Source organism: Geomicrobium sp. JCM 19037 (assembly GCF_000698105.1).
GTDB lineage: Bacteria > Bacillota > Bacilli > Bacillales > Marinococcaceae > Geomicrobium_A.
On the sequence record NZ_BAWZ01000042.1, the window covers coordinates 26,589 to 39,329 of the forward strand.

Annotated in this window: 13 protein-coding genes and 1 pseudogene; 2 read left to right on the forward strand and 12 right to left on the reverse strand. The window is 46.2% G+C overall.

Annotation, left to right across the window (positions count from 1 at the left end):
• Positions 1-462 precede the first annotated feature (462 nt).
• From JCM19037_RS18750 to JCM19037_RS18775, 7 genes are all read right to left on the reverse strand, one after another.
• Complete coding sequence (locus JCM19037_RS18750; RefSeq protein WP_042403710.1) at positions 463-1,221, reverse strand: phosphotransferase family protein; 759 nt, start codon at positions 1,219-1,221, stop codon at positions 463-465.
• A gap of 121 nt (positions 1,222-1,342) precedes the next feature.
• Entirely contained in the window at positions 1,343-2,503 is a 1,161-nt protein-coding gene (locus tag JCM19037_RS18755) for a mandelate racemase/muconate lactonizing enzyme family protein (protein WP_042403712.1), read from the reverse strand.
• A 122-nt stretch (positions 2,504-2,625) separates the two neighbouring features.
• Positions 2,626-3,984: a sigma-54-dependent Fis family transcriptional regulator gene (locus tag JCM19037_RS18760; protein WP_052364069.1), complete on the reverse strand. Its 1,359-nt coding sequence runs from the start codon at positions 3,982-3,984 to the stop codon at positions 2,626-2,628.
• Complete coding sequence (locus JCM19037_RS23470; RefSeq protein WP_052364070.1) at positions 3,924-4,469, reverse strand: PrpR N-terminal domain-containing protein; 546 nt, start codon at positions 4,467-4,469, stop codon at positions 3,924-3,926. The genes JCM19037_RS18760 and JCM19037_RS23470 overlap by 61 nt, the downstream gene beginning before the upstream one ends.
• Positions 4,470-4,485: 16 nt before the next feature.
• Entirely contained in the window at positions 4,486-5,079 is a 594-nt protein-coding gene (locus JCM19037_RS18765) for a hypothetical protein (RefSeq protein ID WP_042403713.1), read from the reverse strand.
• Positions 5,076-5,732, reverse strand: coding sequence for a DUF1048 domain-containing protein (locus JCM19037_RS23475; RefSeq protein ID WP_052364071.1), 657 nt, complete (start codon positions 5,730-5,732; stop codon positions 5,076-5,078). Before JCM19037_RS23475 ends, JCM19037_RS18765 begins: the two co-directional genes overlap by 4 nt.
• A 4-nt stretch (positions 5,733-5,736) precedes the next feature.
• A complete protein-coding gene (locus tag JCM19037_RS18775) occupies positions 5,737-6,060 on the reverse strand; it encodes a PadR family transcriptional regulator (RefSeq protein ID WP_042403716.1) in 324 nt (107 codons plus the stop codon).
• Between the two features lie 184 nt (positions 6,061-6,244).
• Here JCM19037_RS18775 and JCM19037_RS18780 point away from each other — a divergent pair.
• Positions 6,245-7,417: pseudogene (locus JCM19037_RS18780) on the forward strand (MFS transporter).
• Positions 7,418-7,836: 419 nt separating this feature from the next.
• Here the strand turns inward: JCM19037_RS18780 and JCM19037_RS18785 are convergent.
• Entirely contained in the window at positions 7,837-9,273 is a 1,437-nt protein-coding gene (locus JCM19037_RS18785) for a fatty acyl-CoA synthetase (protein ID WP_307189876.1), read from the reverse strand.
• A gap of 237 nt (positions 9,274-9,510) precedes the next feature.
• Between JCM19037_RS18785 and JCM19037_RS18790 the strand changes: the two genes are divergently transcribed.
• Positions 9,511-10,803, forward strand: a complete 1,293-nt coding sequence (locus JCM19037_RS18790) for a hypothetical protein (RefSeq protein WP_042403718.1) — start codon at positions 9,511-9,513, stop codon at positions 10,801-10,803.
• Here the strand turns inward: JCM19037_RS18790 and JCM19037_RS27730 are convergent, their stop codons facing one another.
• Genes JCM19037_RS27730 through JCM19037_RS27745 form a run of 4 tightly spaced genes read right to left on the reverse strand, consistent with a single transcriptional unit; the run spans position 10,804 to position 12,351 of the window.
• On the reverse strand, positions 10,804-11,364 hold the full coding sequence (locus JCM19037_RS27730; RefSeq protein WP_238544806.1) for a hypothetical protein: 561 nt from the start codon (positions 11,362-11,364) through the stop codon (positions 10,804-10,806).
• 11 nt (positions 11,365-11,375) lie between these two features.
• Positions 11,376-11,744 carry a hypothetical protein gene (locus tag JCM19037_RS27735; RefSeq protein ID WP_238544807.1) on the reverse strand — a complete coding sequence of 123 codons (369 nt, stop codon included), beginning with the start codon at positions 11,742-11,744 and terminating at the stop codon, positions 11,376-11,378.
• 23 nt (positions 11,745-11,767) lie between these two features.
• Positions 11,768-12,118, reverse strand: coding sequence for a hypothetical protein (locus JCM19037_RS27740; RefSeq protein ID WP_238544808.1), 351 nt, complete (start codon positions 12,116-12,118; stop codon positions 11,768-11,770).
• Positions 12,106-12,351: a hypothetical protein gene (locus JCM19037_RS27745; protein WP_238544809.1), complete on the reverse strand. Its 246-nt coding sequence runs from the start codon at positions 12,349-12,351 to the stop codon at positions 12,106-12,108. Before JCM19037_RS27745 ends, JCM19037_RS27740 begins: the two co-directional genes overlap by 13 nt.
• Positions 12,352-12,741 lie beyond the last annotated feature (390 nt).

The window sequence follows — 12,741 nt, forward strand, 5'->3', positions numbered from 1 at the left end:
CTATGGGTGGATTTTCTAAAATTTGATAGCATACTAGACTAAAATTTTACCATTAGGCTTTATATGGAAGGATTTCTCGTTTCTATGGGTAGATTTCCAACAATAGATCTTGTAAAACAAGGAGAATCCTACCATAACGGGTTCAACGGTAAAATATCCGCCCCGCTACCCCACCCCAAGCGCACTCGAGGTTTATAATAAGACGCCAATGGTCACACAAATCCGTTTTTGTGACGGTTGCTCAAGGAAAAGTCATCATCACTCACCTGAACGCTCCATAAACGTCGCCAACTGTCACAATAAGAAATATATGAGGCATCTGGTGCCTTAAAGTACCCAGTTTGAAGAGCGAATTGTCACATAAAAGAGTTGAGTCGTGCAACCCCCTTGACTTCTATAGTAACGATGGAACTCACCGTTCAATTTTTACCAGCCAGGCAGAAGCTTTACCATAATACGCGTTCAACTCAAATATTTTAGATGTTTATAAAGGATTTCTTTCAACATTTCTGCACTTTCTGATTCCAGATGCTCAGACAATCTCGCTGCGGCAACAATAGGGATCCATTGATAGATCTCTTCTTCGACTACTCCTGCTCTTTCACAGTAGATCTTCAAATACTGCTCGGCTAAGGGCAGTGAAGACTGGGCAATTAATATGTATGTTCTTGCAACATCGGCTCTCCTGTCGCCAACAGTTGCATCGACCCAATCAATGATCGTTACGTTTTCACCATGTATGAGTACATTGTTCGGGTGAAAATCTCCGTGGCATAATCTCGGTTCAAATTGAATGGACGCCAATCTGTTTAACAACACTTCCTTAACATCTTTTTCTAAGCCCGCAACATTTACTTGCCGGTGTAATTTGTTTGTCATCGGTTCAAGAGATTCGAATTCAGGTTGGATCTGATGGATTTCTACGTGCACATCCACACAAACCCGGATGTAAAATTCATCTTGTTGTTCATTTTTCAGTAATAGCCGGCCAATCGGCTTTCCTTCGATATACTCCATAACGATCGCCTGTCTACCTTCTACTTCAATAACGTCTTCTACTCTTGGAACACGCAACCCCGTTGAATAAGCTAATTGCTGTTTCTGCGCCTCATACAAAGCTTCCGTTTTTGGTAAATATTCTTTGAATACTTTGACTACGTGATGTTCACACCGATAGAGATCTGCCGTATTTCCTTTCGCAAAAGGACGCTTTACAACCATGATCCACACCATCCTGTCGTTATTCTAGCCATTCATCATTCGCTTTCATTATACCCATACTTGGCGCTGATGATCTTGCAATAATAAAAAGCCGATGGAATCCATCGGCAAAACCCACACTCTACAACGTTTTCAACAGTTCATACAAGTTGTTTTTTGCTTCAAAACCAATCCCTGGCGCCTCGGGCAGTGCAACGTAGCCATCGCTCACCGCCAATGTGTCCGCAAATCCCCCAAATGGTTGGAATACACCAGGATAAGATTCGTTTCCGTATAACTTTAATCCCGCGGCGATGTTTAACGACATTTGATGGCCGCCGTGCGGGATGCAATTTCTTGATGACCACCCGTGACGTTCGAGCATATCTAGTATTTTCATATATTCAACAAGTCCGTAGCTTAACGCACAGTCAAACTGTAAGAAATCAGTGTTCGGGTTCATCCCACCGTAGCGGATCAAGTTCTCTGCATCTTGTACGGAAAACAAATTCTCACCCGTTGCTATCGCTTGGGGGTACACTTTTGAGAGCTCTGATTGCAAGTGATAATCGAGAGGGTCTCCCGCTTCTTCGTACCAAAACAGTTCATACGGTTCAACCGCTCGTCCGAATTCAATGGCTTGCTCAAGCGTAAAGCGCCCGTTCGCATCGACCATAAGATTGCGTCCAGAACCAACCACATCAATCGCCGCTTCAATTCGTTTCAAATCTTCAGCAATGGGCACGCCGCCGACTTTCATTTTAACGGTTGAATAACCCATATCTAAATACGATTTCATTTCATCTTGCAGCTCACTAATCCCTTTACCTGGATAATAATACCCGCCTGCTGCATAAACAAATACCCGTTCATCAACAGTGCCATCCCCGTACTGATCAGCGAGCCATTGGTAAAGAGGCACTTCTTCAATTTTAGCGACCGCATCCCAAATCGCCATATCTAACGTTCCAACCGCTACAGTTCGCTCACCGTGCCCCCCTGGCTTCTCATTGCTCATGAGAATACGATGGATATTTTCAGGAGAGAGGTTTGTCCCTTCCGCATTGACAAGATCATCAGGATTCGCTTCAATAAGCCGAGGAATAAAACGCTCACGCAACAACCCACTCGGTGCGTAGCGACCGTTCGAATTGAATCCATACCCGACGACCGGCTTGCCATCACGAATCACATCCGTCTTCACCGCAACGATTGAAGCCGTCATTTTACTAAAATCAATATACGCGTTGCTAATGTTACTTTTAATCGGTACCGCACGCTCTTCTACTGACACAATTCTCATACGTTCTCCACTCCTTGTTTTGAATGTTCGACCGTATATAATGCAAATACCGTGCCAAATCGTAAAAGCGCCGCTATAAGGATTTTCGCATTCACATCTTTCAAATATGAAATATATCATTTCTATTCTGAAATCCTTCTCCAAAGTGTCGTCGAACTAATTCCATACGTTTTGCAGAATTCCTCTTTTGTTCCTCGAAACTGAGCATATAGCTTTTGCCACAATTCTTTTTCCATCTGTTTGTAAGACTCGGATACCCGGACCGTCACTTCTTCGGTTCGTTCGGTAGACCGCTCAAGAAATGCTTCCACCCCAGCGCGTGTCAACGTTTGTTCAGGATAAGTAATGACGAGGCGCCGGATCCAGTTTTGTAGCTCTCGACTATTTCCATACCACGGATAAGCGATTAATGGTTCGAGCATAGAACTGTCCGCCAACGTGATCGGTCTGTTCTCCCGTCTCATTTCTAAATGAAGAAAATGTTCCGCTAAAACAGCAATATCTTCCTTTCGGTCACGTAAAGGCGATATATTAAGGGGCAACGTCGCAATTCGGTAATAAAAGTCCGCTTTAAATTCGCCTTCCTCGATCAAGTCGGCAATAGGAACGTTCGTCGCACAAATGAGGCGGACGTTAATCGGGATGTTGCGCTCCCCGCCCACTCTTCGTACTTCTTGTTCTTGTAGCACTCGAAGCATCTTCGTTTGAAACGACCGGGACATTTCATTAATCTCATCGAGAAACAATGTACCTTCGTGAGCGAGCTCCAATAATCCTGACCGGCCACCCTTTCTCGCACCTGTGAACGCCCCTTCCTCGTAGCCGAACAGTTCACTTTCGAGCAACGTTTCGTTCAAGGCACCGCAGTTCACAGATACGAACGGTTGCTGTTGGCGTTTGCTCGCGTTATGAATGCTTTGAGCGAATAACTCTTTGCCCGTCCCTGTCTCCCCATAAATGAGCACCGTCCCTTCAGAACGAGCATACAGTTTTGCCTCTTCAATCGTTTGTTGCAGTTCAGCATTCACTGTCAGAACATCGGCAAACGTATGCTTCGCAACAAGCCCTTTATCATAAAGCTCCTTTCGGATCTTAAGCTCCAACTGCTGCACATCTTGAATCGCCTCAAACCATTGAATCGCCCCGCTCATCGTCGGCACAGTCGTCACGATCAACTGCTGACCCCCAACCGTCACAACCTTGCGCTCCTCCTCCATCGTTTCCACTTGCTTTTGGAGCGCTTCATGTTGAACGACCTCACGGTAAACATTCGATTTTTTTAGAGAAGGAAATAACGATACCGCATGCTCGTTATACGTCTTGATATGCTCCAACTCGTCAATGACGACCACCGCTTGCGTCATTGAACCGATGATGAGTTCGAGCTCTTTTCGCTTCGCTCGTTCACGGTGTTGGATCTCTAACGTACGGACTGCTTGTTCGATCGCTTGCTCCAACGCTTCATGACCCGAGCGTAGCAATGTTGCTCGTACCCCTTTTTGTCCCGCAGCGCGACCGCCCTACGATCCCCGATCAAGAACTCACTGCGATGTTCATCTAACATTCCTTCTAGCTCATCTTTATGATGATAGCGCAGCACGTGGACCGCCCGGTCGTTCAGCGACAATGTATACGCCTCGGTTTGTTCGATCAGCGATGCGTAAAGCAAAACGACAATCGCTTGAGCGCCTTCTTGCGTAGCGACCGCCACTTCACGTAACAAGTCATACGGCGTAATCGGAATTTGTACGTAAGGCAATTCCGTTTGCTCGTGTAAAAACGCCCCCAAACCTCCACGAGAAACGATCAGGTTCGCTGTAGGTGGGATTTGTGTAAGTGTGTCTTTCCAATCGTTCTCTGCGCGGATAAACGTTACGCGATACGGCCGCTCACTCAATTGCTTTTCAATCATCTCGATTTGTTCATCTGTCACTTGAAACGGCGCACTGATGACAATCTCTTCCATATCACATCTGCTCCCCTCACGAAAATCTTTCCTGCTGGTACTGCACAGAGGGTTCGTGCATCCGCTCCATCATCTCAACCCAATATGTACGCCCAACACTTTGGCTATACGATAAATATCCACCGATTTCCTCGTACCAAGCCGTTGCGGTTTCGTGAATCAAATCAAGTTCTACGAGCGCTCGGTCAGAAAACTCGATCCGCTCTTCTCGTTCAAGGTTATCGTCAACTTCTCGATGTTCAATCTCCTGCAATTCTTGAAGCATAAAGTCAGCTGTAGCTGTTGTTGTCTGACTCAAGGGAGACGATGCGTTTGCATGAAACTCAATCGCCATCCGCTCCAGCTCATGGCTGTTTTCTTTGATCGTCTCTAGCGCGCGAACGATTTGTTCCCATTGTGAACGCGGGATCTCCCCCTCCTCGGTCACCGTTTGGAGAATCCCAGCGAGTAGATAAACCTCATTTTGCATCTGATTTTGGTACATATTGACTTGTAGGCTCAAGTAATTCTGTTGCTCATTGTTCGTTTGCTGAAGTGAACCGGCGTAAAGACCGAGCATCATCACCAAACCGATAAATAGCCAAAATCTTCTCTTTGAAATTTGAATCATGAAAACCCTCCTGTTTTTCTCGTCGATGAGAGCAACATCCACGAGCCGACAATGAGCAAAAGAAGTAGCAGCACGGCTGCCATCCGACTCAGCTCAATGACAAACACGTCACCAAGAAACCATTCGTTAAGTACGGCAAACCCAAAGATCCCAACACCGATGGCAAAAGGAATCCCGATTCTTTTTAATTTTGAATCGGTGAAAGATGTCTCTCGTAGCGCGAATAGAATAACGGGTAGAGCGACAAAAAACGCAACAACGATAAATATAATCGTCGTTAAAAGTGATACTTGAACCGATGTATTTGTGATAAATGATGATATCAAAGCGGACGCGACGGTAAATATGGCAACAATCATTGCAAAAAATCCTCCGTATAAAAGGTCATGCTTCCATGATGTTTTCGGTAATTCAGCGACGAGCGCTCGGCAATATCCCGGCAAGTCATCGCCAAATACTTCTTTGGCTGTTTTTCCATCCGCCTCTGCATCTTCCAAATGATCAAGAATTTCGGCCAGCGCTCGCTCTGACGGTTCTTCTTTCACTTTCAATGTTCGAATGTATACGAGCACATCATCGTACACTTTTTTGTTTTCTTCAGATAATTTTCTTCTTCTTTCGTTAATGTCAGTAATGATTTGTTTCGTACTCATTCGTTCACCTTCCTTCTAATTTATGGACCGCATTTTTCAACTGTTGCCAATGGTCACGAAACGTATGCAATGCTTCTTCTCCTTGTTTTGTCAGCTTGTAATATTTTCGGTTTGGACCTGCAGGAGATGGCTTTAACGTGGCGTCCACCCACCCCGCTTTTTCCATTCGTAGTAACAACGGATAAATACTGCCTTCTTTCACCATGTTGAGCCCGGCATCATACAGCTTCTTACTCAGTTCATATCCGTACACTTCTTCTTTTTCAATAATTGATAGAATGCACCCTTCAAGAATTCCTTTTAACATTTGCGACTGTGTTTTATCCATAATGCCCCCTCCGCTATATTGCTTTGCAAGATAGCGGGTCGTAGCTAACTTGTAAAACAATATAGCATAAGCGTACATCGATCTGAATCTCTTTTCAAGCATTATTTAAAAAAAGACTAGACACGGTATTTCATTTGTATTAGTATGTTCATTCGTGATTAAAAAACGAAGGGAGCGGTTGAACATGCGTATGAACTTCTCTAGAAAGATGATTCTTGCTGTTTTTATGTTAGGGACATTTGCCGTCGGCATGACGGAATATGTCGTTACTGGGTTGTTAACTCAATTTGCCGAAGATTTAAACGTGGAAGTATCCACTACAGGTTTGCTTTTAACCGTGTATGCGATTAGCGTCGCCATTTTTGGACCGATACTGCGAATCGTGACGCTCAAATTCTCACCTAAACCACTGTTACTCGCACTAATGATCCTGTTCATTCTAAGTAATATTTTGGCAGCAACCGCTCCCAATTTTGACGTGTTATTACTATCGAGACTATTTTCTGCTGCGATGCATGCACCTTTCTTTGGGATTTGTATGTACATCGCTATTAGCATTTCTGACCCGACGAAACGGACCGGGCAATTGCCGCTGTGCAAGGAGGCTTGACGATCGCATCATGATCGGTGTACCGTTCGGATCTTTTCTCGGCGGAATGTTTGATTGGCGACTCGTCTTTTGGTTCATGGCGGCTCTTGGATTGCTCACGCTCATTGGATTATGGTGACAACGCCAAACATCCGGCCATCAGAAGTACCGAAAGTGAAAGATGAATTGCAGATGCTAAAAAATAAAAATGTCCTCATGACGATCGCCATTATCGTGCTCGGGTTTTCTGGTGTGTTCACTGCATATACGTTCAAGGAGCCGATGTACCGGGAGTTTGCCGGCTTTGATGTGACAGGCATTACACTCGGACTCTTTTTCTTCGGACTCGGTGCGGTGATCGGCAACTTCGTCTCCGGTTCGGTAAGACCGAGCCGCTTGACGAGTCGGTTGCTACTCGCACTCGCCGCATTAGCGGTCGTGCTCGTTTCGTTCACACACTTATTGGCGTTTGCACCTATGGCCATTGTGATGAGCTTTCTCTTCGGGGCGGGGACGTTCGGAACGACGCCGCTCCTGAATGCGAAGATCATTCTTGCGGCTAAAGAAGCGCCGTCCCTATCCGGCACAATAGCCGCTTCGGTATTTAACTTGGCGAATGCGATTGGTGCTGCTTTAGGTTCTTTCCTACTGGGAGCTGGCTTTTCTTACACGACGATTACGTATGTGGCGGGAGCCATGATTACTTTCGGCCTCATTCTCACCTTTATAAACGTAAAAACCGAAGATCGTTCCGTTTATGAAGCGTAATAAATAAAACTCAATAGAGAAGTCGATGTCACTGAAAAAGAGAAATTGTAAATCATATAATAGCATTTCGATTGTTATAAGTAGAAAATCCCACATAGGCCTTCCTATGATGGGATTTTCTTGAGTGGGGAACCATTTTCTACAGAAATCCCCACATTGAATCGTTTTTTGCCCACATAGAAGGTTCTATGATGGGATTTTTACCATTCGCAACCCGCCATGTTGTTGAAATCCCCACACAGATTGGCCCCGATGTTTCGCATTAACGAGTAACTTAGGAAAGGAGACGTTATTTTTACAGTACCCTCGAGAAATTTATGGAGATTTTCCCCTCTTACTTTTTCTCAACCCCCACGTACAACCTCCCCTGGTAGCCCCTCTTTATAATTCATTGCTATACTCGTCACGAAGGGTTCTTTTTAATACTTTGCCGCTTGGATTTTTCGGTAGGATGGTACCACTTTTATTTGCTTTGGAATTTTGAACTTGGACAATCGTTCTCTGCAAAACTGTGAAATCGCTTCTTCTTGCAAGTCTGATTCAGGCTTAACGACAACAAGTGCAGTAACGGCTTCAATCCAATACGCGTCGGGTGTGCCGATAACAGCAACTTCTGATACACCCTCTAGCTCGTACAACGTTTCTTCCACTTCGCGACTGGATACATTCACCCCGCCAGTATTGATCATATCCTTCTTACGGTCAACGATGGTGAGGTAGCCTTCCTCATCCATAAATCCGAGATCTCCACTATGGAACCAGCCGCCTTTGAACGCTTCTGCCGTTTTCTCAGGATCATCAAGGTAACCCGTCATCGCATGCGGGGTCCGGTGTACAATTTCCCCCACTTCGCCGCGGGCGACTTCCTCATCATTTTCATTAACAATTCGTGTTTCTACATTTAATGATGCCACGCCAGCGGAACCTAGCTTATTCAGTTGATCTTCAGGCTGCAAAGCTGTTGCAAGTGGGGCCACTTCGGTCTGACCGTAGAAATTCCAAAAGCGTGCATTCGGCAAACGATTGGACAATTCTTTTAACACTTCTCTTGGCATGCTCGCCGCTCCGTAGTAGCACTTCTCAAGAGCGACGAGATCTCTAGATGCAAATTCCGGATGGCGCAAAAGGGCAATCCAAACGGTCGGTGGGCAGAACAGTTGTGTCGCCCCTCCTGTTTCAATCGCATCAAAGATCGCTTCTGGCTTCGGCGCAGCTAAAATGATGTTCGTACAACCGAGATAAATGCTTGGGCCGAGAAAAACGTGAAGCTGTGCACAATGGTAAAGAGGCAGCGCATGAATCATAACATCATGGGGCTCCATCTTACCTTCAATGATAACGCTTACATACTCGCTAATTAAACTTTTATGCGTGAGCATAACTCCTTTCGGTAGAGATTCAGTTCCGCTCGTATACAACACTTGTGCCAAATCATCGTCTTCAATAAGCGCCTCAACCAATGTTGACGGTTGGTCTTTTCGCAACACATCGAGGGTTAGCCACCCTTCTCGCTCTGTCTCGGTATCTAGCAAATACCGGTTGGCGACCGCGATTTCTGCTGAAGAGACATCGAGTACTGGCGCATACTCTGTGGAGCCAAGCACGGTATTCACTTTGGCATGTTGGAGAATATAACGAACATCAGTCACCGTCAACATGTAGTTAATCGGGACCATCACCGCACCGATGCTCGCTAACGCATACTGAGCGACTACAAAATCGAGGCTGTTTTTTGACATGATGGCGACCCGGTCACCTTTCTTCATGCCTCCGGAAACGAACGTATGAGCGGTTTGATTTACGAGGAAAGTTAACTGTTCATACGTGTATTCCTTGCCCTCATAAACGATCGCCACTTTTTCTGGCACCCGTCGACGGTTCTTTGGAGCAAGTCGATTAACGTTTGTCTTCGGACTCGTTGCACGGTTGGTCGATGGACATTGTCGGATTCATGCTTTCACTCCTTATTTTTTTCTTATCATTATTATAATTCAGATAAATAAAATCCCCAATGTATTTTTTTGTCTTGTCCTGTCATACGTCTTTAGAGACTGGTATACTTATACCTAAGACTTTTATCTAGGAGGGTGAGCATGGACAGAGCCAAACTACTCCAAAAGTACCGTGAGAAAAACGAGCAACGTGTAGCTGCCCGTTCTAACATGAACAACGTCAATCGTGCAACGGAGCAGCGAACGAAAGACCGAACGAAAAAAGTGAAACAGCTCGAAAACGATGTGAAACGCGAGCGTACAAAAAATGATGACTTGCGCTTAGAGCGGGATTCATTAAAACGAAAACAACACCATTTCAAACAAAAAATATCAGAACAATCAGTACAATTGGCTAATGAACGGGCGTCGCATTCTGAAACGAAAGAGGCACTTCAACAAGCCGAAAAGCACATATCTGCATTACAAGCACAACTTGAGGCACAACGAACTGAACTCGATCATATGAACCATATAAAGGAATTGCATCAAAAACAATCGCAACGAATTCGCGACCTAAAGCAGCATAACCAAAGGCAAAAGGAAGCGCTCTGGCAGTTGAAAAGCCAACCTTCGACTTTTTCTGCTCATGCGAAGAAGGAGATTGCGCAACTCAATCGCAAAATCCATGAATTACACGAGTTGAAAGATGTAAAACACACGCCCGGGTCACTCGTTTCAAAACTGCGCCGTGAAATGAATGCACATAATATCGATCAATTGTTCACGAATGGGGAGAATCAACTGGCACGGTTGGCAGAAACCGCTGAAGAGCTGAAGAAATCAAAACATCGACACGTATCGAATGCATCGCCCAGTTCTTCCAACCCGCATACGCATTACGGTCACATTGAGAAAAAGAACGGGCGCTTGTTTTTTATCACACTGAGTAACGAAGCCTTTCAAGCGGTGAGCAACACAGACGTCACCGACGGCACGCCAGTGAACGCAACGATTCGGAACAAAATCGCTTACGTAAATCAAGTGCTGTATCTAAATGTCCGAAAAACGAAAAAGTTGGCTCGAAAAAAGAAAACAGCGTCCGGTCGGCGCCCCCGGTCTCTGGGGCAACACATCGGAAGTTTTCACGTGCTGCTCGTCGGTTCAAAGAGACTGAATCGTTACAAGGCACGGTTGGAGGAGCACGGGCTACAGGTCACGGTCATGAATCCTTATGAAGAGAATTATCATCGGCTTCTTCATGTTCATTATGACTTGGCGATTTTGCTCACCGCTCACGCTCCCCACGCCATTTACCATTATTTCAACACCGCCTCTGCCCATGTTGAAACGATGAAGCACGACAATGAAGAGAATATCGTCGCCCGGGTCCGATTTTTTGCAAAGCAACAGGAATGGCGAAAGGATCGAGTACGAGAGCGTCTTTTCGAATAATTATCGCGCGGCTCGTCCGAGAACGCGGTTGGCTACGACGGTCACGAGAAACGCGCATACGAACGCAACCAGCATGCTGACGACTAACCCGAAAGCATCTGTAGACGCAAACGGCGCCATGAAGGTCGGCAAGTAAGCCGTACCTCGGACATCGAACAATCCGACCATCATGCCGCCGAGCCCTGCCGAAACAATCGCCCCAGCAAAGATGACTTTGCTAGAAAACATGAACGGATACGCCGATTCCACGAACGTTCCGAAACCAAGGTTAATCGTGACTCCTGGTGCAGCGAGCGCTGCTTGACCTCGCTGCTTCGGGAAGAACACATGAGCGAGATTAATTCCTGCGGCAACCATGACGAGTGACACAAGGTCAACAGCACCCAAAAAGCTCGCGCCGGTTCTTTCCATTTCAAATAAGACGATCGGCAAGATGGCGGCATGGTACACGCCGCCTAGTATCGCTGGCCAGATGAGCAAGCCCGAAAGCGTACCGGCTAATATTGGATTGAACGCAATTGCACCTTCTATGCCTGAACGCACGAGCTCGCCGGCTTGCAAAGCAATCGGCCCTAGCACGAAAAAGACAATGAGCCCGAAGCCAGTCCAGCCAAACCACCAGCAAAGATATTCACCGTCGTCATCGGAAAGCGCCAGCGAATCATTTGCATGAACAATACGTTTACAGAGATACCAGCAAGAATCCCACCGATCATTCCCCCGATAATGCCGCCTTCAATTGATAATGTACCGGCAATGACCCCTGCCACAATCGATACTTCATCTAAATTCGACACTTGCTTGGCGGCAACGACGGCGATGACGACGGGCAGCGCCGCAATTAGGATATCAAAGACCGCCGCGAGGCCAGAAAAGACCGGGACTTTGCTCAACGCCAAAATGAGTGCCATCGCAATGAACGCTGGCAAAGAAGTCATCATGATTCCTTTAATATTAATATTCTTTAGAGGGTTTTTCTGATTTTTGTTATTAAAATCTTTCGATAATTGCGGGCGGAACTTGACGCTCCGTGTTTCGCTAAGGCAGCGACGAATGATATCGCTCTCGTCCGATTTGTCGTTCCTGTTGTCCCAGAGCTTGCGATGACGTTCGCCCCACTCGCCTGAATATCAGCCATCGCTGTGCCACCGGTTCCAACAATCGGAATTTGACGATCGGTAGCTGCGCGAAGGGCCGCTCGGTTCGCGTTCTTTGGATCAGCACTCATGACGATGAGACCGTCTACGTCTCCGCTATGTATGTGGTCTGCCAATTTCGCATCCCACTGGGCGACCGCTTCGTTTATTTGTTGCAAATGCCCCGTTTCGATTGGTCGGATGTCCCTTCTACCATCGCGTACAGCGTTGCGCCTGTCGTCTGCTTTGCCCGGTCCATGCTCGCATCTGCGCCAATAAACTGTACGTAATTCACTTGCATATGTGCAGCTTCACACTGTACGAGCAGTTCCTGTAAAAGCTTCTCCGCATCTTGCCCACCATGATTGAACAAGTTCCCGCCGCTACTACCTATGATTGCAACGTTTTTCATAATCTCCCATCTCCTTGGCGCTTTATCTCTTTATCCCTTTACCATGATATTGTAGCAAAGAATCAAGCCGATGGGTGCTGATTTTTCTGAAATCTCAGGAGAGGGTTGGCATCCTATAACGGTGGTTGATCGACTTTGGAAGTTTCTAGGAGATCGGCGATCTATATAGGATGAACTTAACATTTTCCTGATTGCACACCTTGTTGTTGCTTTCCACTGCAGGCGGATGCTTGCACTCCAGACTACAAGTGCAACATCGGTGGCGAAACATCTGCCACCGTGTTTTCTTTACACTCCAGAGCATAAGGGCAACATCGGTGGCCAAAAGACAGCCACCGTGTTTTCTTTACAGTCGTAGCACAAGGGCGACATCGGTGGCGAACCCCTGGG

Coding starts and splice junctions, on each gene's coding strand:
- JCM19037_RS18750 (WP_042403710.1), bottom strand. CDS start 1,221: ATGGTTGTAAAGCGTCCTTTTGCGAAAGGAAATACGGCAGATCTCTAT.
- JCM19037_RS18755 (WP_042403712.1), bottom strand. CDS start 2,503: ATGAGAATTGTGTCAGTAGAAGAGCGTGCGGTACCGATTAAAAGTAAC.
- JCM19037_RS23470 (WP_052364070.1), bottom strand. CDS start 4,469: ATGGAAGAGATTGTCATCAGTGCGCCGTTTCAAGTGACAGATGAACAA.
- JCM19037_RS18765 (WP_042403713.1), bottom strand. CDS start 5,079: ATGATTCAAATTTCAAAGAGAAGATTTTGGCTATTTATCGGTTTGGTG.
- JCM19037_RS23475 (WP_052364071.1), bottom strand. CDS start 5,732: ATGAGTACGAAACAAATCATTACTGACATTAACGAAAGAAGAAGAAAA.
- JCM19037_RS18775 (WP_042403716.1), bottom strand. CDS start 6,060: ATGGATAAAACACAGTCGCAAATGTTAAAAGGAATTCTTGAAGGGTGC.
- JCM19037_RS18790 (WP_042403718.1), top strand. CDS start 9,511: ATGGACAGAGCCAAACTACTCCAAAAGTACCGTGAGAAAAACGAGCAA.
- JCM19037_RS27735 (WP_238544807.1), bottom strand. CDS start 11,744: ATGATGACTTCTTTGCCAGCGTTCATTGCGATGGCACTCATTTTGGCG.
- JCM19037_RS27745 (WP_238544809.1), bottom strand. CDS start 12,351: ATGAAAAACGTTGCAATCATAGGTAGTAGCGGCGGGAACTTGTTCAAT.